Here is a 24,479-nt window from a genome sequence, read left to right as displayed (position 1 = left end):
CTTATCTACCTCCTATACTCTATTGGTTGGGTTAATTTGATTACAAAAGCTGTAGATATAAATATGGCAGTAATACATATTGCAAGTACAATCTGCCCCATTACAGTATGCATCAATGTATGATACCAATCTTTATTGAGAAAATATAAAAGAGGAATATTTCCAAGAACTAATATCTGCATGGTAATAAATTCTTTCCTTGGTTCAAACACCATATTTTCAAGTTCCCCATTTACCACTCTCATATCAGACAATTTGTTTACAATTGGAGTTAATGTGGTCTTTAAACTTCTGTCAAACTGGCAAGCAATTAAAGCATCACACCACTCTTGAAACACTGCATTGTCAATTCTTCCTTTCATCTCTTGCAAAGATGCTGTAATATCTGGATTTATAAGCTTTATCCTTGAAATAAATTCCCTAAATACAGATAATACAGGCGGATTTAAATAATTCATATTTTCTTCTACAGCAGTTAATATATCTTCATTTCTTAAATACGCTGTTGTAATAATACTAAGTGCTGTTTCAAGTTCAGCTACTATAGCCTTTTTAAAATGAGTCTGTGTAATACGAACATACCAAAATGGTATAAACATTAAGCCTATTGCCATTACTGGGACTAAAAAGTAATTACAAAGGATGACTGCAATTGATCCTCCTATAGCAAAAAGTAAAAGAGATAAGGCACAAAGCATGGGGAACTTCTTCTCTCTTCCTGTTATTCTTAAAATCTCCTGAACCTCAATAATTTCACGTCTGAAAAAGGATAACTTCTTTCGTTTAGTCGTTTCATTAATCTGATCTTTAATACTCTTAGGTTTGTTCATTAACCCTTTAAAGATATTATCTGTAAACTCCATTGGTGAGATATTAAACAAAATAAAAAAACCTGTAACCATTCCGATACAGGCCATTAACAAGATGGTACTCATTAACTTTGTACCTCCTTCTTTTTAAGTTTTTTTATAGTATTAATTGGCATTCCATTTTCTAAAAATCTTTTTGATAGACTTTCTGATATGCTATTAACCTGTTCATGATAGCCTTTAATTATAAACTCTCCATCTTCCATTCTATTTTCAGTAATGATGTACTGAAATAATGGTCTATAATTTCTCGTACCATCAGGTAAGATTTCGCATTCCATAATCTCCATCAATTTTCTTTCCTTATTTTCAAGCTGTTTACAAAATACAACTATGGGATAGGCCTCTGTTACATACCCCATCAGTGTTTCATCGGACATATCTACTGCTCTTTTACAAAGAGAGACCATTCTTCTGTAAGTTGCCTCGCAGGAGTTTGAGTGTATCGTTGTAAGAACAGCTACCCCTGTCCTTGCTGCTTCCTGTGCTGCATTGGCTTCTGCTCCACGCATCTCCCCTACAACAATAATATCTGGATTAAATCTAAGAGACATATCAAGGAGTGTAATCTGATCTATCCTTTGCCTTTCATTTTCGCTGTCACGAGTTATGGTATGAATGACGGAATTAGCCACTCTTCCATTTTTTTCACGGACTAAAGATAGCTCCCTTGAGCCATTTTCAATGGTAAATATTCGCTTATTATTAGGTATTGTAGTAAGAAGCCAGCCTGCAACTGTTGTTTTACCGGAGCTGGTTGCCCCTGCCACACAAACAGAAATACCATAACGGATGCATTCTGATAAAAAGTCCAGCATAGGATTTGTTGCTGTACCACCATTTATAAAATCCTCTTTTTTCATGTTCTGAGGATTCACAATACGAATGGATGCTGCAATGCCTACATCTTCATCTACTAATGGGGTCTTTAGGACTGCTATACGAATATTTTTTGATAAATGTCCAAGTACAGCAGGACTTGCATTATCAAGGACCATTCCAGATATATGGAGCATTCTCCTTATCACATTGATTGCGTGTTCAGGAGAGTCAAAATGTTCTTCTAACTTTTCACATCTTCCGTCAGAATACTGAATTTCTATATCCTTCCATGAGTTGATATCAATTTCTTCAATACCTTCTCCATGTATATACTTTGTTAAAAATCCAAACTCAGCCATTTCACTGTATAAGGCATCTATAAGTTCATCCCCGCTCATTCCCTTTACTGAGATTCGGCTGTCTTGTACATATTTGGATATATATCTTTTTAGATGTTCCTTAGATCCTTCTATTGTTTCATCAGTAATAAGGATAGAGTAGTTATTTGAAATATATTCTTGAACATCTTTTAAGACTGTAGAAAAGTCTTTACCATCTGATTCTGGGGTAAAAAATAGGGAGTGGGTTCTATTATCAGAGCCCAACTCCCTATGGATTATCTTAACTTCCTCTACTACCTTGCTTATTTCTGCTACTTCTGCTACTTCCAACACTTCTACTGCTAAATCTTCAGTAGTAGATATATCGCTCATTAGTTCATCTTTTGCTGTATTTTCATTTGCAAATGTTCCACTTTGTCGATTTTCTTCCTTTAGAAACGCAGATTTACCTCTTTTTTTACCTAACACCCAAACACCTCCCTTGCAATCTTTTCTATTTCTTTTCTAAATGCCCTACTATCCTTCATGGATAAATCTGCAAATAGATTTCCTGCAAGATATTGTTCTTCAAGTTCCTGTGAATGAGGTAGTTTAAAAGCCACACTACCAAGAGCCTGACAGATATGCTCAATGCTCTGTTGTGGCTTTAGATTTGATCCTATCTTATACTGTTTATCTGCATCCCATTTACTATCTCGAAGAAGGGGTAATTGGCTGGATAAATAACTGATGCTTTTTAAATCACAATTGGCCAGTCTTAATACTGAATCTGATTCCATTAGGGCAACTGCAGATAAGATATCATTTGCAATATAACTGCCACAATCAATAATAACAAATGGTGCTATTTTCCTAAGATTTTCAATTAATTCCCTTGCTTGTACTTCTGTATATGGAGGATAAGTATATTCATTTTCTCCTTTAAGCATTCCAAGGATTGTTAGATATGATAATCTCTTATGGGTAATCATATTATGTTTTACAAGGACCTCACTTACATGGGCTGCAGCAAGAACACTTCCCAAGGACTTTTCATATTCAAGATCTGACGGAGGACAAATACAGGGGAGCATAGGTGCTGTCATATCACATAAAACCAATACTACGTTCTTTTTCTTATCTGCTAGATACTTGGCAATCTTTGTGGCTACGATTGTTTTTCCGCTTCCGGGACTTCCCCAAACAGCTAAAACACCTCCATGAAGAACCTCTTCTTGTTCTTTTTCTTGTGTCTTTCGTGTGAATATACCTTTCTTTTTAAAGTTCAGCAATTTACTCCACCCCACCCTCTATTGTTTCCTCAATCTTGCTTTCCTCAACTTTATTTTCTTCAGGTACTTCCTCATCTGTTTTTTCCTGTTCTTCTGAATAAAGTTCCTTGATTATCTCTTCCTGCATATCAATAAACTGCCTTGTGTTTTCTGGCGCTCCTCTATAGATCAGTGATAAATGTGGCTTAGAATCTGACTCTAGTTCAGCAAGGATATTTCCTTGTTCTGGAGTCACAAGAAGGGTTACAGTTGATGGAAGTTCCCTTTCATCTTCTATTCCTTGTTCACCAGTATTTGCATCATATCCTGATGAAGCAGTTACAGATATAACTTCTACATATTTAAGTTCTGATGGAATAACTGTTTCACCCTGTTTTTTATAATCAGGTGCAATCACAGACACTATATCTCCACTTTGAAGTTTTCCAGAAAGCCCATTAGCAAAGCTTTTTATGGTAATGGATATAGCTTGTTTACTTCCATCAAGATTATATAAATAGGCATTTTCTGCTGCTGGTATATCAGATAGCTTTGTATTTAAGATATAATCCCCTATTCCTAAATCTGATGTAGCATATTTTCCAATAACATTATCCTTTGTCCGAATTATATTTTCAGGTAAATTAAATCCTCCTACTTCCACAGATTGAACCATGTCCTTTGTAATTTCATCCCCTGCTTTAATCTCCTTTACCACCCTCATAATCTCAGTCTTTTGGCTCATCCCTTTATTAAATAATGGTGTAAGTCCAAAGCATATAAGAAGTGATAATAAGATACATATCACACCTATTACAGTTCTATTTTTTAAAAATCCCATATCATTTTCCTCCTAATTCATAAAATATATAATCATAAAACCTATCCCTAAAAATGGAGCAAGTGGCATAGGTAGATTCCTAGCCACTTGCTTTTTCTTTATCTTAGAAATTAATATAAAGCACAAATAAAATAATACTAATAAACTAAGCCCTATTATTAACCCATAGATTCCTTTCCAAAATCCAAGGACAATGCCTGCCGAGGCAGTTAATTTAATATCACCCCCACCAATACTGTTTTCTTTTAATACTGCTCCTAATAGAAATGGGATAGCAATAATTATCCCAAACAGATTTAAAAAGCTAAATCTTAGCAGTCCTATTAAGGCAATAAACATACAGATTGTATCTGGTATTTCCCTTTTTTTAATATCTGTATAAGATGCCGCCATCAGCAGAAAAGAAAAAAGCACCCCTTGCAAGATGCTCTTAACCTGCATAGTTAAACATTTCTTTAATACGCTCTGTTAATGTTGGCATAACCACATCACCGAATAATAGATATAGTCCTGCCAGAAGTAATGCTCCTAAAACTACAGCAATAAGGATTTTTACAGCTGTATCAATATATCCTTCTCCCCTATTATTGTTCATTGCTGTTTTTACAGCTATAGCTTTATTTGTTATAAAATTATTTGTTTTATCAATTGTTCTTTCCATATTCATTTCCTCCTTGTTTATTCAAAATGGTAACTTACAGAATAGGTAATATTAGATTTATCGTACATACAATTGTGATTCGTATAATAATAAAACTCAAGCTTAGAGTACATACCAGCACTTAGAGTTTTAACGAATGTAATACCATTGCTTGTAGTTCCATAATCAAGTTCATCCCACTGTTTTGTTTTTACATTGTATCCACGAACACGGCCATAATCACTTCCACTATGTCCTGCAACAGGAGGAACAGTAAATGTATATTCAGTAATAGTCGCACCTTCTAAACCATTTTCTAGAATCACTGAATCAGGACCAGTTAACATCATACCTCCACTGCCATTGGGATCAGCGACAAAGAATACAATGGCTGCCCATGGGGACTCTGCACCTGTGGAATCCACAGCCTTTACGCGAACCGTATTTTTTCCTAACGGGTAGACTTGTGTTTCAGCATTACGCCCTCCCCAAACATAGGTAATTGGATCATTATCTGCATCAGTACTCTTAGCTGTAATAGTTACCTTAGTACCAGGGGCAACACTATTTCCACTTGGTGTCCTAGTAATTACAGGGGTAGTTGGTGGTGAATTTTTAATTGTAAAACTCTTCTCTACCCAAGGTGAATAAGCCCCAACACTATCCTTGGCACGTACTCTGACCTTATGTGTTCCTACTGCATAATAGTTATCACTAGTTGTACCTTCATATTCCAAAGTTGTTGCATCTCCATCTGGATCGCTAGCTGTTGCCTTTATATCAACAAAGAATTTACCGTTCTTAACAGTTCTAGTTGGTGTAACTGTTAAGGTTACTGTTGGTGCAGTATTAGTAATAGTAATCTTTTCTTTATGAGTAAATACTCTGCCTTCACCATCTATAATTGTGACTATAAGAGTAAACTCACCTGTATCTGATATGGAGATTTTCCCTCCTTCATTGGCTAGTTCACCATTGAACCCTACTACTTCACCTGTTTTTTCTAATGTCCATCTAACTTTATTTGCTCCAAGATTTTTGGAATCTACTTTTACTTCAAATTCCCTGCCATAGTGAATGGAATCAGGCATGGTAAAGCTATACTCTATAACTGGATTTATAGTTATTTCCTGACTATATGAAAAACTTCTCTCTAGGAAGTCCGTCATTGTTGCAGTTAATATAAAATTTCCATCTGTAAGAAAGGTAATTTTTCCACCCTGTGCATTTAAACTGCCAGAGATTGCTTGGTCTTCTGATATAACTTCACCATCTTTGGTAATACTCCATTCCACTGGAAGAACATTGTTATTACCATAGGTTCTAATATTAATAATGCTGTCTGTATAGGCTGATTTCGGAAGTTCGAATCCTATATCTAATACAGGAAGCACCTCGATTATATCTCCTGTTTCAAAGAGAAATACTCTGCCAGTTTCATCGATGATTCTAGCTACTAGTTCATAAACACCTGCTCTTTTGAACCTAATACTGCCTCCTGAGTTATCTAGATTTCCCTCTACATAGGTTGGCCAATCTTGAAAACCATAGGTATTATCAACAAGCCATTCAATCTCTAGTCCATCAAGCTCTGTGCTATTTACCTCTACATTAATATAGCTGTCAGTATGGGCATACTTAGGTAATGTATAACCAACAGCTGGCACAGGGTAAACTTTAAAACTTTGCTCATAGTCATATATTCTCCCTCCATCATCAGTGAAGAAAGCTTTTAGAATATATTCACCTTTATAAGGAAAAGTAACTATTCCTCCATTATTGGATAGATTTCCGCTAACAAAATCTGAAAGTCCTACTTCTTTGCCATCCTTGATAAGTGACCACTCTGCATCACGATTTCCAATTTCCTCAAAGGTTGCTTCGAGCTTTATCTCATCATCTGTATGGAATATTTCAGGTAAATAAAAACCAGCAGAACCTACAGGATATACGGTAATGGATACCTTATCTGTAAATGTTCTGCCGGTTTCGTCTATAGCTGAAAGAATTAAATTGTATACACCTTTTTCTTTGAAACCTATGATACTATCTTCTAATGATATATTCCCTTCAATAAATTCTGAAATATTGACTTCTTCTCCATTCCTGGTAAGAGTCCATATTAACTCCATATCATTAGTATTCTTTGTTTCTGTTTTTAAGATAATGCTTTTATCTGTATGGGTTATTTTATCAAGTTCTAACTCAATCTCTCCCACAGGATATACTCTAATTACATCACTTACTTTGATTTCTTTCCCCAACTCATCAGTGATAACGGCTGTTAGTTCGTATGTCCCTATATTGTTAAATGTTATTAAACCACCTGTATTTGTAAGTTCCCCTGTAATATTCGTATCAAAGTCGATTTCTTTGCCATCCCTTTGAATTGACCATGCTACAGGGTTATCCCCTAAGTTTTCGGAGGATAGATCAACATCTATTGTTGTATCTGTATGGGCTGTTTCAGGTAGTTTAAACTCAGCAGAAACTACTGGATAAATATCTATGGTTTGCTCATGCTTAACCTCTTTCCCACGGCTATTTATGGCTGTGGCTGTAAAAGTATAACTTCCAATAGATTTGATTTTAATAGTGCCGCCATCTTCCTTTAGTTCTCCATCAATAACTGAAAGTAAATCTACTTGAAGACCTTCTTTATTAATATCCCATGTAACTGACTTTACATTTGAGCCTATTGGAACAATTTTTATTTCCTCATCAACATAAGCTGTAAGGGGAAGTTCAAAAGTATATTTTGGTGCTGGAACATAAGTTGAATTGCCACCTGAAGATGAACTGTTTTCTGTATCCCTATCTCTATCTGTTTTTTTGTCCGTAGGCTTATCAGTTGGTTTTGGTGATATAGCAGGCTTTTCTTGCTCATTTTTATCTTTATCCTTAGCTTTATCTCCCTCTATCTTTTCTTTGGCTTTCTCCTGCTTAATAAGCATTGTAAAGGCTTCAGCACGAGTAAATTCACCATCAGGACGAAGGGTTCTGTCTGGGTAACCAGAAATGATGTTATATTGTTTTCCAAGACAAATATATTCAATTTCTTCTTTAGCTAGATTCTCTTCATCAATAAATCCTGTATCACAGGAGCAATCTGGATTATGATTTTCTTTTCCTGTTGCTCTAACTAACATTTTAATTATTTCCATTCGACTAATAGGCTTATTAGGTATATATAACTTACCATAGTCCTCCACTAGAATGATTCCTTCATAAACAAGTGCTTCTATTTCCTTTTGGGCAAAATGACCTATGATATCTTCAAATACTAGACCAACATTCTCTCTGTCTTTAGTTTCAAGTTTCATAGTTCTTGCTAGGAGAGCTGAAAATTCTCCCCTTGTAATAACATTATCCGGATGAGATAGTCCATCGGGATATCCTTGAATGATCCCTCTCTCTGTAAGAAGGTTAATTGTTTCCTCTGCCCAATGCCCTATACTATCTGAAAATATATGCTTTGCAGCATAGACAGAACCTATAAAATTGGTCATTAGAATACAAACTACTAAAAGAGTATTAATTATTCTCTTTGATTTATATTTCATTATTACGTTTCCTCCTTTTAACCTGCATAGTTAAACATTTCTCTAATTCTCTCATTTAAAGTTGGCATAACCACATCACCAAATAACAGATATAGTCCTGCTAGAAGTAATGCTCCTAAAACTACAGCAATAAGGATTTTTACTGCTGTGTCAATATATCCTTCACCACGATTATTGTTTACTGCTGTTTTTACAGCTACAGCTTTCCTTATTGTGAATTCATTTGCTTTTTTAAACATATTTCTCATATTGTTTTCCTCCATATTTTCAATTTTTAAATACTCATATCCTGTTTTTGTTCTTTTTGTTCAAAATCAATTTCTTTAAATCCAAATCGATCTACATAGTAAAATTCACTGCCTGTACTATCATAAAGTTCTATTACATCAGATATGGAAAGAGAATGACCTGTGAATCCTTGGGGATGATTTAGATTAAACTTCGTGTATATTTCCTCTAAATCATTGGTTTCAATTTCTCCCTCATAGACAATCTTATAGTTATCCTTATCTGGCTCTCCAAAGGTTTCTTTAAGTTCTTCATAGCCTATAAATTTGCGATCAGGACTTACATCGGTTCTTAACTGCCATATACGACAACTTTTTAGAGGTATCAATAATTCATCATTAAAATGTACTGTATCTCCCTTTGACAGTCTTTCAAATACTCCTTCTGTCCATTTAGGTATAAGCTTTCTTTGGTAAATCCAGTTTTCAAATTCTTCATTTTGAAACATAGAGTCTACTGTTGCAATATCTTTTTCCACATACCCTGCAGGATTTCCATAGTAGAAAATGCAATCATTTTTCAACTTAATACTGCTCATATTCCACCTCCAGTCTTTCTTTTTTGCCACTTTGTTACTTATAACTTTGCTCTCTGCTCATTTCCTTAATAGTTTTCTTTTGGTTCTTATCCCCCCTCTCATAATTCCTTTTTAAAAAATTATTTGTCCAAAGATTATTCATCTCCATAGACAATGTCATCCATCATCAATCTTTCTTCTAGCTCCCTAATACAGATTCCTGATATTTCAAAAATATCGATTACAAACTGCGGCACATCGGCTATATCATAGTCATAATCAGCCTGCATAACTATAACTTCACCACTGTCTTCTTCTGTATATGCACAAAGCTTTGCATCTATTGGGATTCCTGCTTCTTCTAAAAGATAATCAGGTACAATAATCTCATCATATTCTTCAAATCCTGCACAGTATGAGCAATCAAGGCATCTGCCACAAACACTTGCAAGATGTACTATTAGCTCTTCTGATAAGTTCTTAAGTCCTTCAGCTAGTTTAATTAGTTCCATTGCATTCATAGTTTCTTTCATCACTACAAATGCATTTTCCAGTGTTTTTAATTCAATATCTTTACTATTTAAAAGATTTGAGGCTTTTAATACCTCAATTGGTATAATAATATTACTATTAGAATTTTCCTTCATAATTTTCATATAGATTCCTCCTTGTTTTTAAAGTCCATTTTCTATTTCAAATAAGTTTATTTGTGAAGGATTATTTTCCTTCCTTTCCTGCATATCATAATTTGCTACAAGTATTTCTGGGAACTGAGCCCCGTTATCATATCGCTGTTTAATGTTGTTAATACGGGTAAAGCTTTCAATCTGAATATTAGGTGCATCGTATAATTCCCTTATAAAGTCACAATCATTGTAAGAGAGTAAGAACTTTCCCTCTATATTCATTAAAGTATCCCTAAGTCTTATATGATCCTTTTCTTGGAATCCACCTTCTCCTACATTTTTATAATATTTTTCGGTTTCATAATATGGCGGGTCTAAATAAAAAAAGCTGATAGGGCGATCATATTGCCTTATCAGCTTTTCAAAATCCTTATTTTCAATTACAACTTTGCTGAGTCTTCTATGTGCCTGTTCAATTAAAGGGAAGTTGCTCCACATATCATGGGGCTGGCTGCCGAAACTGGTAAGTCCTGATGCATAGCTATATCGAATAAGCTGATAAAAGTATGCTGCTTTTATTACTTCACTTTCTATACTTTCCCTTGAGAGTGCATCCTTTACTATGTCAAAATCCTCCCTAGAATTTAGTACAAAATGCAGTGCCTCAATTAACTCATTTGGTTTCTCTCTTACACATCGATAGAGATTGGTCAAGAGTCCGTTAAAATCGTTATAAACTTCAAAATCATTACCAGGTGGTTTATGAAATAGTACCCAGCCACCGCCTCCAAACACTTCTATATATCTTTCATAATAAAGAGGAAATACAGATACTATCAATTCTCTTAAAGCCTTTTTCCCTCCTATCCAACTCATAAAACTATTAATATTTCATCACCTCTTTTCTTCTTCATTATCAAGATCCAATCTCAGATGTCCGTTATCATCTGGAAAATGTTCCAATGCTTTGACAAGCCCTATTCTTGCTTTCGATATCTCTCTAATTCGACTTGAGATCTGTCTGATGCTTGCAATAAGTTCTTCTCTATCAGCTGCATAATAATACCCTTTGTCACCGCTGCATATAGGACTGCCATCATTTCTTAACTGATTTACCAGCATCCTTACAGTTCTTGAACTGATGCAAAATCTATTTTGAAGATATGCACTGGATACAGCCTTTTGTTTTCCTGTATGATACTCTTTTATATAGATTAAAAATTTATGTTCCACCTCCCTGCCTCCTTTTCCATCTACCATGTTTTTAGGCAAAAAAAGGCCGATTGCTATGCTGTAATTTACAGCTAACAATCGGCCTCTCTATTTTTGGGTATAAAAAAACACGGATATCTTCCGCGCTACTTTAGTACACCAAGTTCTCTTAACAGCTTAATGCCATCTTTTATTCCTTCTACATAAATGAACTTTTGCATCTCCCTTTCTACAAAGTCGGATATGTCTTTATAATCTTCAATCTGCCTCCTTACTTCTTTTGGAATATTGATATTTTCATGTAGCTTTATACTCAATTCCTTTACTGCTTCAACTCCTTGCTTTACTTCCTCATTTTCCTTAATCAATTCAAAATATGCTATTTCCAGTCTCTCAGTTACTGCATTTTCCAATATTTTAGCGATATCATCCATGATGCCACCTCCTTCAAGCACCACAATATATCACAAGTTACTTAATATATCTATTAAAAGATTTGCTATTCCATGGATATTTCTATACTGTCTGATTCTTTGCTGAATTCATAATAGAACTTCTCTTCATTTCTTTTAATAAACCCATATTTGCAAGGCTCCAGCTCTTCTTTTTCTATAGTTACCTTGGCATATTTTTCATAGTCAAAATTTTCTCCCAGTATTGAATCTGGTTTTACGATTCCACATTTCTCTGCCATAATCCTTCCATACTTTTCAAAATCAGCACCCTTTGGTATAAAGTCATAGCAATCCAAATTTTGAGAAATATCCAAGGCAAAGTCAAGTCTTGTACAGCCTTCAATTTCCATGGCTGATTCTAAATGCTCCATAAAAAAATCCTTCCCTTGATCTTGTTCATCACAAACATAGCCTAAATTATTGCCATTATCAATTAATTCTTCTATGGTGTCATACTGATCTTTCAATTCTGTAATATTTGGGAATATACACTTTGCATCTAATAAATAACCTTCATCCCACTTATCTATACCAAGTACATCTAATGCAATATCCAGCTCATCAGGTTCTAAACTAAAAGATCCGTAGTCAGGCAGGTTTATCCATAAGCCTTCTGGGTACTTTTTACTTCCAACTTTAATTTTTATAGTCCAATCATCTCCAGTCAGCTTATCTAAGTTTGAACCGTCATAAATTTGTTTGATAGTGTTTCTTTCAATAGTATATCCCTTGTCTGTAAATGCACCTTCAAAGTCTTCGTGGTATTCTGTGCCAAGCTTTTCTGTATTTATAAATGGAAGCACCTCATCAGAAGCATCTTCCTTATGTCTTGCTACATATTCTCCAAGGGATTTTTCGTCTGCGGCTCTATAATAAAAATCAAAACTGCTTAACTGCTCTGTAAGATTGATTAAATCTGATGCATCGTATATTCCAATTATTTGAATAGCGCCTTCTAAAACATATTGTTCTTTGACTGACATTTCATTAAGTCGTTTATCCAGATACGCTTTTTCTTCTTCTGTTCCTTCAAGCCTTTTCCACATATAGTTTAAATCTCTCATAAACTTATACCTCCCATACCTTGCGACTGTTCTTTGGAATGTTCCTCTGATTCTTTGATTTCTTCTTGCGGACGGGATAACACTTTAAAATTATCTTCTCCGGGAATAAGACCAAGGCCTCTTCCATTATCCCATTTCATGTGTACAGTTCCAATATCATCTACAGAAATTACTGTTCCTTTAGTGCCTTTCTCAACTCCCTGCTGATCATCCATGGTTGAAAGTAATTCTATTCTTGTTCCTGCAGGATACATCTTTTTAATTCTCTCCACTTGATTTCTGTTATTCAAATTTTATCCCTCCCATTATTTGGTTTTGATTTATTCCAATTTCTTCAGGAATCATTATACCGAGATTTTCAAATAATAAATTGGCAAGTTTTTGATTATATCCATGATAGATGATATATCCCTCATTTGAAAATGCTCCATCTTCCTGTGCCATTTTCTCTCTTCCGTATCTTTTAAAATCAATATATTCTTCAAGATTTGGATCATATTCAAAACGTCCTGACTCACAAATCATATATCTTCCATAGCTTTCAATATCTTTAATGCCATCAAAGAGTTCAAATTCATGCATCGAATCTGCAAGTGCAAGGACTTCATCAATGGTTCGAGGCTTAGCATAATCTATCAGCTTTTCAAACCACCATATATCATGATTCCCCATTTCCCTGTAGCACTTTGCTATATTATTTAATGAATCTACCTTAATTACTGGTATTGTATCAGCAAAAACAATATTTAGTATCCTATCATGAAAGCTATGGTTATCAATTGCGATTTCACAGTCATGTAAGTAAGGTGTTTCTAATCTCATTAGTGCCTTTTCAATTTCAATATCGGAACAAGGAAGATAGATGTATTCATTTTCTCCTTTTGAAGTCAGCTGTACTGTGGTTATTGTTTCTTTCCATTGATATGGGGGAAACTGCTTGCTATTATATACTTGCTCAGGTGCATTGCTGTTTTTATATAGGACTCCATAGGGTGTGATTATAGGACTAGAATTATCTTTTATTACATTCATAGCATAAGATTCACCGTCAAGTTCATCTAGTTCTCTTGATGCCACTGCCTGTTTTTCGCTCAGGTATAAATCTTTACCTACCCTATGCAAATCACTGAAGTCAGTGATTAAACTATAGCAGTGTATATTAAAACTTAAATTTATTAATTCTGCTATTGTCTCAGGGTTTTCTGTATGAGCAGCAGCATAGAACCTCTTTGTTTCATTTGCACTAAATCCATCCAATCTTTTCGCCAAATAATTTAGTTCATCTATATTGCAGTATTGATTATTAAATATCTTTTGAAAATTACTATCTATACTGTTTTCTATATAACAGTTGGCTTCCGTTGTCATCTCTATTCCAAGGTCATTGCACATTTCCTGTAAATGTTTTTCTTCCATAGGAAGCCATATATCCCTAATCTTTTTATTTGAATTATCTAATCCTCTGATTGTAATGTTCATTCTTTATCCCTCCAATCTATTTTGTAATTAAAAATATATCTGTACCATATCTTGTAATTAGTGATGTATTAATAATTGCTTTAAAAGCCTTGTCATCAATTAAATCCGCATCAGCTATTTCACTGATCTCAATACTTTCTTTTCCTGTCCATATGGTTTTTGCCATTTGATATATGGCATAGCCATCTGTACTAATCTGTTTAAGATGAGCCTTATTAAAATCAAATCCATCTGGTTTTACTGTATGTTCTGTGAGATTCCATAGTATTTCATCAGAAGTCAGGAGAAATATGACTGCAATGTATCTTGGAGATATATCATAGATGTCTAGGTCTTGTTCGTAAATCACACGATAGAATCTTTCTTTATGCTTAGGATTTAAAAATATCTCTCCTCTAAAGTTGCTTGTAAGAAGTCTCAACCTATCTTTGAATGAATGATTTTTAATTTTTCCAAAGCAGTATTTCACTAAATCTTTATATTCCATTTCATATATATTTAATTTTGGATCAAAAGAAATATCTCCACAAGTAGCACATCTCTTCCTAACATTAATCACATTGCAATTACAGTCTTTAACACCTCCTTCCCAATTAAAATAGTTGTTAATTACTATACCGCTTCTCCTTGGCTGAAAATTTGGCACCATAAGCATTAACTGTTCTATTCCCTCCAATGATGTACCTTGCATAAATAGCTTTGACATTGTTCTCAGTCCTTTCTTTTTATTTTAAAATAAAAAAGACGAAGCCTATCGATCATAAGTTGATCGTGACTTCGCCTCTTTGGGTTTCTATATTTAGTTTTAATTTATAAGTACTTTTATAAAATAAGATAAATTTAATTAGTATAAACTTTTATAAGCTGTAATTTTTTAATATCACACAGCCATTTTTATTACTGCTATTACTCATTATCAATAAATATATTTATTTCTTCTTCAATTCCTGGTGAATAATATAACTTCTTGAGTTTTATCTTAAATTTGTCATCAATGTTATTCCAATAATCAATACTAAATGCAATATTCTCACATCCCCCTAAAACTAACATTGATAAAAGAATTCTTTTATCTTCCTGATTGAGTTCAGAAAAGGTTTTTGAAATAAAACTAAAATTAATAGTATCTTCTTTAAACCAGCTAATAATTACATATGTTATATCTTCTTGAGGAAAAATTACTACACTTATCCCAGTATCTAATTTTTTTATTGGTTTTCCATAAAAATCACTATCTATATTTAAGTATTGACCTACACATATTGGATATGGCTTATCAAGTGTAAAAACAAAGTTTTCTATTTTATCAAAACTCCCACTACTTAATAAATTAGATAAATAATCAAATTTTTCTTTTAAAAGTACATATTGGTTTTTTAAGTTTTGAGGTGGATTCTTAAACATAGTTATATTTTTCCCATCAGTAAAATAATCTCTTTCTTCTATTGCCTTGAGTTTATTCATTTGTTTCACTAATTCACCAGCATAACTCCTGTAAAAATATAGAAATTGTTGCTCAGTATTTCCTATTTTATAATCTTCTCTGTCAATTTTCCTGAATAACGATTGATCATGTTCCTTACAAAAAGCTGGAAAAGTATATGTATAATTTATACTATGCTTTTCCTTACCTTTAAAAAGCCAATACACATGTCCATCCTTTGATATCTTTTTAAATATCTTTTTTGATATAATATGAGAGTTAATCGCTTTCTCATCACAGCCTAAAAATAAGCATTTAGAATTAGTTTTATCTTGTAGTATAAATCTATAATCATTATATAATTTATCAAAATAACTCATTATAAAATCACCCCTTTACGCTATATTAAAATATAGATCTTATCTCATCTACTTATTCGATTTAGAATAATTTATTGCAAAAATTCCATGATTATTATCAGGATCAGTCTATGTCATCTATATTTCACCCTATTTTTAAGGGTCAAAAAACGGTGTTTTTCCACCGGATTTCGACCCAAATTTCGCCCTCAAACCACTATATATTGTGGTTAGTTCCTATTATTTCTCCTTCGAACCACAATACGTCATCAGAATTATACTCTCAACGTGCGCCGTCTGCGGAAACATATCCACTGGCTGCACTTCTTCCACCTTATATCCATTCTCCACTAAATATTTCACATCTCTTGCCATAGTAGTAGAGTTGCAGGATACATATACTACTCTTTCTGGTGACATCTTTACTATTGCCTCTATTACCTCTTTTTCACAGCCCTTTCTTGGTGGGTCTAGTACAATTTTATTTCCTTTGATTCCTTTTTTCATTAATTTAGGGAATACTTCTTCTGCTTTGCCTGCTATAAATTCTGCATTTTTTATATTATTAAGTATTGCATTTTCTTTAGCATCTTCTATGGCTTCTTTTACTATTTCTATACCATATACTTTCTCAGCATTGGAGGCAATATATAGTGAAATAGTTCCTATTCCGCAGTATAAATCATAGATGATATCATTTTTATCTGGATTCAAATATTCAATTGCTTTATTATATAAAACTTCAGCTTGAGTTCTATTTACTTGAAAGAAGGAATTAGGGGATAGATAAAATTTATAATCTCCTATATAATCTAAAAGTCTATCTTCTCCATAAAGCTTCCTATACTCTTTTCCATATGTAATTGATGAGTTTAATTTATTGATATTTTGGTAAATGCTAATTACATCTTCTTCAATTAACATATCTACCAATTCCTTTTCTTTAGGTAAGCTATTACTTCCAGTAACTAATATTACCATGGCTTTGTTATCTCTATTAATTCTTATACCTATATGACGAAGTATTCCTTTTTTATTTCTTTTATTATAAGATTTAATATCGTATTTATTCATCCATGATCTAACTATTTTTACTATCCTATCTCCAATCTCAGGTTGTAGGATACTGCCTTCCATATCTACTATATCATTGCTATTTACTTCATAAAATCCTATTATAGTTTTTCCATTTTCCTCTCCCACTGGTATTTGTACATGGTTTCTATATCTAAAGGGGTAAGCCATACCAATAGTGTCTTTTACTTCAACATCGGTTAATCCTCCTATTTTTTCAAGGTCCATCTTCACCTTATTTTTCTTCCATTCTAACTGTTTAGAATATTTATATTCAACAAAGGGTATTCCTCCCCTTGCCTCTGTTATATTAAAATCTAATGCTATTCTATCTTTTGATGATTCAATGATATTGATTACTGATCCTATGGCAAAGTTCTTTTTAATTTTATCTATTCTTGCTGTTACTTCATCACCAATTACTCCCCCAGTAACAAAGACAGTAAAGTTATTAATCTTTAACACTCCATTACCTTCATGGGTAAAGTCAATTATTTTTCCTTTTACTACATCCCCTACATTAATTCCCATAACTTCCTCCATTCTCTATTTAATTATCAAAATTTAAGACATTATAAAAGAATAATACATCATTATTAATCTGTTTCATGTTTAGATAGTATATACCCCTATAAAATATAAATACCCTTTTAATAAAAGGGTATTTATAACTATTCTATAACTACTGCTGTACCTGTAGCAGTTACCATCAGCATATTTCCACCTTGACCTAATACTTCATAGTCAATATCTACTCCCACTACTGCATTTGCTCCCATTTCTCTTGCCCTAGATTCCATTTCTTTTATGGCCTCTTCACGAGCTTGTATAAGTTCTCCTTCATAGCTTCCAGACCTTCCACCGAAGAAATTAGTCAAACTTGCAGCAAAATCCTTGATGAAATCTACTCCAGCTATTACTTCTCCAAAAACTATACCCTTGTATCCCACTATCTTTTTTCCTTCAATAGTTGGTGTTGTAGTGGTTATCATATTTTTTATGCCTCCTAAATTTATTATTTCACCATTTCAGATAATTTTTCCTCTACATATTCCTTAAGTGGTTTTCCTGATATATTTACTTTAGTTTCATCCATAAAATCCACCATTAGTCTAAAGAAATTAATTACTAATTTATTATCATCTATATAATATTCTGCTTCATGACCTGGTATAAATATAACTTCCAAATCTTCATATTTTGTTTCTCCACTTAGTTTTCCTTTTACATCATCTAAATTTAAAGTTTTTACAGGTTTAACCATATTATTCATATTATCTAAGTCTTCTAACATCCACATATTATTGTTCCAAAACTTTCTTTCTTGTTTTGTTGAATCACTTAAAAGCTCTCTATTTGATATTGCTGATAATACTTTTCTTACGGATTCTTCGTTGAACTCTTCACCATATAAGTATTTCATCTCTTCTTTATTTGCCACTTCAATCATAAAGGACTCTGCTATTTTTTCTCTTTCTGCAACTGATTGCCAAATATAAAGCATCATTTCTACTGTTTCAAAATTAGTTTTTATTGATTTTATCATTTAAATCGTCTCCCATCCTTTTGTTAATCTAGTGTAATTCCATTATCTTTTATTGTAATAATTCCTTCCTTATATAATCTGCCTATTGCTCTTTTAAATCCTGATTTACTCATATTCAACTCTTTCTTTATAATCTCTGGAGAACTCTTATCGTTTAAAGGTAGAAATCCAGAGTTTTCCTTTAGTTTTGATACGATTGCATTTGCATCTTTATCCATTTGAACATAAGACCTATCTCTTAAACTTAAGTCTAGTTTTCCATCTTCCTTGACCTTAGATACTCTTGCTTCTATCATATCTCCCACTTCATAGGCTCCAAGTAATTCTCTCTTTGGAATTAATCCATCGTATTTATCATCCACTGCCACAAAGGCACCTATATCTCTATTTATGCTATAGATTGTTCCCTCTATCTTATCATTTTCCTTATAGGGTGAATCTGTTCTCAGCATATCTTTAATCTTCATAGTAGCACATATTCTATTAGATTTATCTATATATACGCTAACTAAATATTCCTTCCCCTTATCGATTGAACCAACGGTTTCACTGAAAGGCAAGAATAAATCTTTTTCTAATCCCCAATCTAAGAATGATCCTATCTTTGTTTGACTAACTACCATAAGATGTCCCATCTCTCCAACTTGCACCTTTGCGCTATTGGTTGTGGCTATCACTCTATCCTTTGAATCATTATATACCATTACCTCTATCTCATCGCCTACTTTTAAATCCTTTGGTATTTGAGATTTAGGAAGTAGTATATCCTCTTCTGCATCTTCACTTGTATTTAAATAAGCTCCAACAGAAGTAAATCTTTTAATTATTAGTTTTTGTACTTTACCAAGCTTAATCATAATTCACTTCCTTCGTAATTCATTCTACTTCTATTTTATCACAATAACAATATTTTATCTCAATAATTTCGGAAAATTTTAAAGGATGAACAAAGTTCATCCTTTTATATTAACTATTAACTTCTTTTTCTAGTTTTTCTAATAACTCCAACGATTCTTTAGGCAATTTATCTCTTCCGCCTTTAAATGTTTCCATATCTATTAAGAATTCTTTCCTGTATTTAATACTGTTAATCCACATTTTTTGATATTCAGCATCATTCATATCTGGTATAAAACCTTCTATTTCCATAAATTCAATATCTGAGAAATTACCTAGTTGTTTAAACTTAGCCTTTTTAGTTACTATATCTTCAAGAATTTTTAGAGTAATTTCCTTTGGTATCTTCCTATCTAAAAAATGTCCTGTATTGAATATATAACATCCTACATTTCTATTGGCGAATAATTCCTTAAACTTTTCATAATCATTTTCAAGTGGATAGGTCCTAAATGGATTTGCATATGGCTCTATAACCAAAGCATTCATATCTACACCCTTAGCCAGCCTTTCTGCTGTAGACCTTTTAGTTGCAAGTGTAGCACCCATAGTTGATGCAAGTACAGGATTATTTATTTTAATCACTGGGGGAATCGTAGCATCTTTCATCAGCCATGCAATTGCATCTACTGGCTCATCAATTTTATCTACTCTGTTTTCAGCCCATAATTTAGATTTTACAGCTCTGCCATTACCATTTCTTATATCCTCAGTTACTATTACTTTATTTCCTTCATCATCTAGAGTTACTCCACAGTTTTGTACTGTAAGTAAATATTTATTTGATGGATGGCTTGTTGGATAATCTTGAGTCTTATCAAAATATGAAGGTTCCAAAGCTACTGATGAACCATCTTCAGTAGATATTACATAGGCATCATCATGAAGAATTTTTATATCATATCTTCCATCATGTTTTTCATGAGTAATTGTAGATTTACCTGAACCTGACAAACCGAAAACACCTATTGTATACTTTTCATTATTTGGTAAATTATATCTTTTCATACCACCATGACATGATGCAAATCCATTTCTATTTGCTATACCCCAAGCTAAAGTCAATGTTCCTTTCTTATGTTCTCCAAAATATCTCATACCACATAATAAAGCACAATTATGATTAGGATCAAATAATGCTAATCCATTTGGATGAGTAGGAGGATAATATTCTGGAATAGATAATATATAGATATCCCCTTCTGGTAACTTAACAGAATTCTTGTACATCTTTATATACTCTTCTGTAATATATTGGAAATTTAACATCCAACTATACATTGTATTTTCATATCCTTCTGGAATTAGTAAATGGGCTTTTACCATAAAATCTTCATGAAGACCTATAAGTACCTGAGCATGATATAGTTTTTTATATCTTGTATGAAAAACTGCTTCCCTTGCAATACCTGAAAGTTGTCCTTCATCTACATTATGTTCTCCTATAATGACTCTTGCTCCTGCAAATCTTCCTGTTATCTCACCATCATTAAATAGAAGTATTTTAGAACCTTCATCTAATCCTAATTCCATTGGCCTAAATACAGGCATGTCCGTAACTATGGTACCTGATGAATCCCTCGCTAACTTATATGCTTCTGATAATGAAGAAACCTTAACCACATTATTTCCATAAAAAGTAGATTCAATTGTAGTACGTATAGGAGAAAAGATAGGATTATCCTTATTTATATCTTCTCTTCTATAGTTTGCTATTGTCGCCATTGTTGACCCCCTTATAATATTCAATAATACTCACTCATATTATAACAGATACATTAAATATTTGGAACAAGGTATGATATATTTTATCACTAAATATGTTATACTTTTTTCTTATATATAGGATTTGTACATTCTATATTAAAAAATTAAATAGTAAAAGCAATAGGGTACCTATAACGGTAACATATTGCTTACTTTCCCTCTAGAATATACGATCATCAAGATTAAAGAAATCTCCAGCCGCCCAATAAGTTTAACGTTTTTTCATCCTCTCGCTGAAAGCAGATACTAACAATTTGAATTATAAAATTCAATATAGTATTATGGCAAACAATTTATAAAGTAATATACATCTTGAGAAGCAGAGGTATTTCCATCATTGTAAGAAATAATATAATAAGAATTAATCTCATTATCGGAATTATTATGAATATCACTTTCATATATATCTGCCGATATATAAGGTATATTATCTGAATTACCTCTACTTATAGTAAACATATAGAAATCATCCTGACTGTAGAAATCTGCATGAGAAAAGGCTTTACTATGAGAAGTAAACTCAGTATTAAGTTTAAATAAATATTCTGAATATGAAAAGTTCTTCATTCCACTATGCTCATATTCATAAGGATAGTTTAAAAATAATATATCTGGTTTAATATTATCTTCCAGTTCCTTTTCATATAATTTATAGTTGTTATTAGATTTTGCTTTTTCAGGCTCTATATATAGGATCCCCTCAGTTACTTCTACACCAATTCCGTTGGCTTTCTTGATTATTTTAGCTGTTTCATCATTTCTTGCAGATATAGCTTTTTCAGGTTCATAAGTTAAAATACCTTCCTTAACTTCTACATCAATTCCTACTTCCTCTTTAATTGTTTTAGCTACCTCTTTGTTAGCTTTTTCAATTTTAATATTAGCTTGACTTTTTTCATCATCTGCATTTGCAATTAAAGAATTTCTTTCATCAAGGTTATAAAACTTAAATCCTAGAAAATTATAGCCTTTACTTTCAGCAAAAACATTTAATGATAGTAAAATAACTATAAGTAAAGCCAAATATAATGGAAAAAACTTTGCTGCAATTTTTTTCATACAAAACCTCCTTTCTATAAACTATAAGATAATTATAGTTCTATTTACATACATATCTTTTAATATACTCTAGCTGAAATCACCTCCACATTTTCTTATATTTATTTAAGGGCATCTGAAGATATCAATTTAAATTCATGTCAAAAATAAAGATTACCTTCTTAAGGCTCTATCTATCTCTTTAGCAGCTACAAAATCAGTAAAACATCAAATTTTATATCATATGTTTGCTCATCATTATTCACTCCTTTTAAAGAATGAAACTCAAGCTCTTATAAATGAATTATTTGAAAACATATTAGTTTCAGATGAAACTAATTCACTGTTAAAAGCGTTAGCATTAAGTACTATTAAAAAACACTTTGAAATTTTAGGAATATATTAGAATTTAGAAGACGGATCATCTATTCATATATATATCAATCGTCAATGTTTATATCATATCATTAATATTTATATTGATCAACATAGGAAGATATAATGGTTGCAAAAAAACAAGATAAATAATATACTATAAAATAGTAGATATAATAATTACATAATACTTTGAAAGGGTGCATTTAAATGATAGTTCAACAACTCACAATAAAAGAAATTGAAGTTATGGAAATACTATGGAAGGAACAACGAGCCTTAACAAGTTCTGAAATAGTTGAATTATCGCGAAATTCAACGTGGAAGAAAAGTTCGATTCATATACTATTAAATTCATTACTAAAGAAAGGTGCTATAGAAGTAGATGGATTTATTCGAAATAATAAGGCATATGCCAGAACTTTCAAACCAACAATTTCTTTTGAAGATTATACCGTAATACAAATTCAACAAAATAAATCATTTTCAAATAAATCTATACCCAAAATCGTAGCAGCATTAATAAAAAATCAAGTAAGTTTTGAGGAACAAAATGAATTAAAAAGAGAATTGCAGAAAATTATAGATGAAAAATCCAATGATAAGAAGAGAGAGTGATAGTTGTGAATTTTTCAATTTTTACTTTTATATCAACACAACTTATCATTAGTTTATTAATTATTTTAATATTCCTTTGTATGAGAAATAATTCATTTATATGTAGATATGGTATATATTTTATTTTAATGCCACTGTTAGCTTGCTTATTACGTGCTATATTTCCATTTGAAACATCTCATACTATAGTATTACCTTCCTTTAATATATTGACTAAAATTTATAATATATATAATAGTACATTTATGGGATATAAAGTATCATCATTTTTATATTTAACATCAATAATTGGTTCTGTGATATCTGCTGTACTACTTATAAAAGACTTTCATTCTATACATATACTAACTATCAGTGGAATAAATATTCATTCCTCAAAATCCATTATGAATATATTAAAAAAGATCCAAAAATCTCGTGGATATAATATTGACATAAAAATTATATTATGTGATAACATATCTACACCATTTATTTTTGGATACTTTAGTCCAACTATTTATCTTCCGAACATAAATTATAATGAAACGGAATTATATTACATATTAGATCATGAACTAATACATTGGGTTCATAAAGATTTGTGGCTAAAATTAATTATACAGATTATTTGCATTATATATTGGTGGAATCCTATTATTTATTTGTTAAGAGATATATTATCACATTCTTTAGAATTAAAGTGTGATTCGTATATTAGTAAAGATTTAAACACTAAAGAGAAGATAGCGTATTTAAACACTTTAATGCACACAGTTGAAGCTTCGTCTAACAATATCAATAAATTTTTAGTAACCTCAAGTTTTGGTAATCAAAATCAAATAAAGAATATAAAACAAAGATTTGAAATGGTATTTAATTATGATTTTGACTTAAATAAAAACAAAACTTTACCAATTGTTTTTGCTATGTTACTATTTATTATTACTTATTCCATAACTATACAGCCAGCATACATACCCTCTATTGATGACTATTTAGAAGATGATGGTAGTGGATTAGCAATTGATATAGACACAGCATATATTATCAATTTAAATGAATCATATTATTTATATTATGAGGAAGATGAATTCTATGAGCTAACACCAAGCCAACTTCACGAGTTGCTTAATGTTGGCATCAAAATAAAAAATAGCAAAGGAGCGTTAAAATGAAAAAAAGTTTTTTAGTTGTTTTAGCGTTTATAACTATCATTCATAGCAAAACGTATGTTTATGCTGGTGATATTTTAACAACTACGGAAAGTTCACAAGTTATTAGCCATTCTCAGATAATGCCACGTGCAGAAGTAAAAGAGTATAAATATCGAATTCATAATGGTAAATTACAGAGAAGATTATGGTCTGTTACCTATGGACATTGGATAGATGATCATTGGACTGATGTAGAGTAGAATAATTAAGCCTATGGTT

The 24,479-nt window shown here is 32.1% G+C and carries 27 protein-coding genes; 3 read left to right on the top strand and 24 right to left on the bottom strand.

Features of this window, described 5'->3' with window-relative positions; genetic code table 11:
* Window positions 1-5: 5 nt before the first annotated feature.
* The 24 genes from ABWP20_RS08865 to ABWP20_RS08750 form a co-directional block, all read right to left on the bottom strand.
* Entirely contained in the window at window positions 6-935 is a 930-nt protein-coding gene (locus tag ABWP20_RS08865) for a type II secretion system F family protein (protein ID WP_353095437.1), read from the bottom strand.
* Window positions 935-2,500, bottom strand: coding sequence for an ATPase, T2SS/T4P/T4SS family (locus ABWP20_RS08860; protein ID WP_353095436.1), 1,566 nt, complete (start codon window positions 2,498-2,500; stop codon window positions 935-937). The genes ABWP20_RS08865 and ABWP20_RS08860 overlap by 1 nt, the downstream gene beginning before the upstream one ends.
* Window positions 2,494-3,303, bottom strand: a complete 810-nt coding sequence (locus ABWP20_RS08855; RefSeq protein WP_353095435.1) for an AAA family ATPase — start codon at window positions 3,301-3,303, stop codon at window positions 2,494-2,496. Before ABWP20_RS08855 ends, ABWP20_RS08860 begins: the two co-directional genes overlap by 7 nt.
* Before the next feature lies 1 nt (window position 3,304).
* Window positions 3,305-4,123, bottom strand: a complete 819-nt coding sequence (gene cpaB, locus ABWP20_RS08850; RefSeq protein ID WP_353095434.1) for a Flp pilus assembly protein CpaB — start codon at window positions 4,121-4,123, stop codon at window positions 3,305-3,307.
* Window positions 4,124-4,135: 12 nt separating this feature from the next.
* Window positions 4,136-4,564 carry a prepilin peptidase gene (locus tag ABWP20_RS08845; protein WP_353095433.1) on the bottom strand — a complete coding sequence of 143 codons (429 nt, stop codon included), beginning with the start codon at window positions 4,562-4,564 and terminating at the stop codon, window positions 4,136-4,138.
* Complete coding sequence (locus ABWP20_RS08840) at window positions 4,554-4,784, bottom strand: DUF6133 family protein (protein ID WP_503012522.1); 231 nt, start codon at window positions 4,782-4,784, stop codon at window positions 4,554-4,556. The genes ABWP20_RS08845 and ABWP20_RS08840 overlap by 11 nt, the downstream gene beginning before the upstream one ends.
* Before the next feature lie 17 nt (window positions 4,785-4,801).
* Entirely contained in the window at window positions 4,802-8,326 is a 3,525-nt protein-coding gene (locus ABWP20_RS08835; RefSeq protein ID WP_353095432.1) for an S-layer homology domain-containing protein, read from the bottom strand.
* 17 nt (window positions 8,327-8,343) lie between these two features.
* A complete protein-coding gene (locus ABWP20_RS08830) occupies window positions 8,344-8,574 on the bottom strand; it encodes a DUF6133 family protein (RefSeq protein WP_503012521.1) in 231 nt (76 codons plus the stop codon).
* Between the two features lie 26 nt (window positions 8,575-8,600).
* Window positions 8,601-9,152 (bottom strand): YodL domain-containing protein, encoded by a 552-nt coding sequence (locus ABWP20_RS08825; RefSeq protein WP_353095431.1) that lies wholly within the window; start codon window positions 9,150-9,152, stop codon window positions 8,601-8,603.
* A 134-nt stretch (window positions 9,153-9,286) separates the two neighbouring features.
* Window positions 9,287-9,787 carry a hypothetical protein gene (locus tag ABWP20_RS08820; RefSeq protein WP_353095430.1) on the bottom strand — a complete coding sequence of 167 codons (501 nt, stop codon included), beginning with the start codon at window positions 9,785-9,787 and terminating at the stop codon, window positions 9,287-9,289.
* 18 nt (window positions 9,788-9,805) lie between these two features.
* Window positions 9,806-10,633, bottom strand: coding sequence for a DNA adenine methylase (locus tag ABWP20_RS08815; RefSeq protein ID WP_353095429.1), 828 nt, complete (start codon window positions 10,631-10,633; stop codon window positions 9,806-9,808).
* 18 nt (window positions 10,634-10,651) lie between these two features.
* Window positions 10,652-10,990, bottom strand: coding sequence for a hypothetical protein (locus tag ABWP20_RS08810; RefSeq protein WP_353095428.1), 339 nt, complete (start codon window positions 10,988-10,990; stop codon window positions 10,652-10,654).
* Window positions 10,991-11,115: 125 nt separating this feature from the next.
* Window positions 11,116-11,403 (bottom strand): hypothetical protein, encoded by a 288-nt coding sequence (locus ABWP20_RS08805; RefSeq protein WP_353095427.1) that lies wholly within the window; start codon window positions 11,401-11,403, stop codon window positions 11,116-11,118.
* A 65-nt stretch (window positions 11,404-11,468) separates the two neighbouring features.
* Entirely contained in the window at window positions 11,469-12,488 is a 1,020-nt protein-coding gene (locus ABWP20_RS08800) for a hypothetical protein (protein ID WP_353095426.1), read from the bottom strand.
* A complete protein-coding gene (locus ABWP20_RS08795; protein WP_353095425.1) occupies window positions 12,485-12,778 on the bottom strand; it encodes a DUF4314 domain-containing protein in 294 nt (97 codons plus the stop codon). Before ABWP20_RS08795 ends, ABWP20_RS08800 begins: the two co-directional genes overlap by 4 nt.
* Window positions 12,771-13,967, bottom strand: a complete 1,197-nt coding sequence (locus tag ABWP20_RS08790; protein WP_353095424.1) for an antirestriction protein ArdA — start codon at window positions 13,965-13,967, stop codon at window positions 12,771-12,773. Before ABWP20_RS08790 ends, ABWP20_RS08795 begins: the two co-directional genes overlap by 8 nt.
* Window positions 13,968-13,983: 16 nt before the next feature.
* Window positions 13,984-14,673, bottom strand: coding sequence for a hypothetical protein (locus ABWP20_RS08785; RefSeq protein WP_353095423.1), 690 nt, complete (start codon window positions 14,671-14,673; stop codon window positions 13,984-13,986).
* 200 nt (window positions 14,674-14,873) lie between these two features.
* Window positions 14,874-15,770 carry a hypothetical protein gene (locus tag ABWP20_RS08780; protein ID WP_353095422.1) on the bottom strand — a complete coding sequence of 299 codons (897 nt, stop codon included), beginning with the start codon at window positions 15,768-15,770 and terminating at the stop codon, window positions 14,874-14,876.
* A gap of 219 nt (window positions 15,771-15,989) precedes the next feature.
* A complete protein-coding gene (gene rlmD, locus ABWP20_RS08775; RefSeq protein ID WP_353095421.1) occupies window positions 15,990-17,354 on the bottom strand; it encodes a 23S rRNA (uracil(1939)-C(5))-methyltransferase RlmD in 1,365 nt (454 codons plus the stop codon).
* Window positions 17,355-17,494: 140 nt separating this feature from the next.
* Entirely contained in the window at window positions 17,495-17,815 is a 321-nt protein-coding gene (locus tag ABWP20_RS08770) for a putative heavy metal-binding protein (RefSeq protein WP_353095420.1), read from the bottom strand.
* Between the two features lie 23 nt (window positions 17,816-17,838).
* On the bottom strand, window positions 17,839-18,369 hold the full coding sequence (locus ABWP20_RS08765; RefSeq protein ID WP_353095419.1) for a TDE2712 family protein: 531 nt from the start codon (window positions 18,367-18,369) through the stop codon (window positions 17,839-17,841).
* A 23-nt stretch (window positions 18,370-18,392) separates the two neighbouring features.
* Window positions 18,393-19,226, bottom strand: coding sequence for a CvfB family protein (locus ABWP20_RS08760; RefSeq protein ID WP_353095418.1), 834 nt, complete (start codon window positions 19,224-19,226; stop codon window positions 18,393-18,395).
* Window positions 19,227-19,335: 109 nt separating this feature from the next.
* Window positions 19,336-20,991 carry a phosphoenolpyruvate carboxykinase (ATP) gene (locus tag ABWP20_RS08755; protein WP_353095417.1) on the bottom strand — a complete coding sequence of 552 codons (1,656 nt, stop codon included), beginning with the start codon at window positions 20,989-20,991 and terminating at the stop codon, window positions 19,336-19,338.
* A gap of 321 nt (window positions 20,992-21,312) precedes the next feature.
* The gene (locus ABWP20_RS08750) at window positions 21,313-22,092 is read right to left on the bottom strand and encodes a hypothetical protein (protein ID WP_353095416.1); all 780 of its coding nucleotides are present in this window, start codon (window positions 22,090-22,092) and stop codon (window positions 21,313-21,315) included.
* 564 nt (window positions 22,093-22,656) lie between these two features.
* Between ABWP20_RS08750 and ABWP20_RS08745 the strand changes: the two genes are divergently transcribed.
* The 3 genes from ABWP20_RS08745 to ABWP20_RS08735 are packed head-to-tail and all read left to right on the top strand — an operon-like array spanning window position 22,657 to window position 24,460.
* Complete coding sequence (locus ABWP20_RS08745) at window positions 22,657-23,064, top strand: BlaI/MecI/CopY family transcriptional regulator (protein WP_353095415.1); 408 nt, start codon at window positions 22,657-22,659, stop codon at window positions 23,062-23,064.
* A 5-nt stretch (window positions 23,065-23,069) separates the two neighbouring features.
* Window positions 23,070-24,221 (top strand): M56 family metallopeptidase, encoded by a 1,152-nt coding sequence (locus ABWP20_RS08740; protein ID WP_353095414.1) that lies wholly within the window; start codon window positions 23,070-23,072, stop codon window positions 24,219-24,221.
* Complete coding sequence (locus ABWP20_RS08735) at window positions 24,218-24,460, top strand: hypothetical protein (protein ID WP_353095413.1); 243 nt, start codon at window positions 24,218-24,220, stop codon at window positions 24,458-24,460. The genes ABWP20_RS08740 and ABWP20_RS08735 overlap by 4 nt, the downstream gene beginning before the upstream one ends.
* Window positions 24,461-24,479 lie beyond the last annotated feature (19 nt).

Source organism: Tissierella praeacuta (genome assembly GCF_040396155.1).
Classification (GTDB): domain Bacteria; phylum Bacillota; class Clostridia; order Tissierellales; family Tissierellaceae; genus Tissierella; species Tissierella praeacuta_A.
Note: the sequence above shows the minus strand (reverse complement) of the source record. Positions and strands in the feature narration are given on the sequence as shown.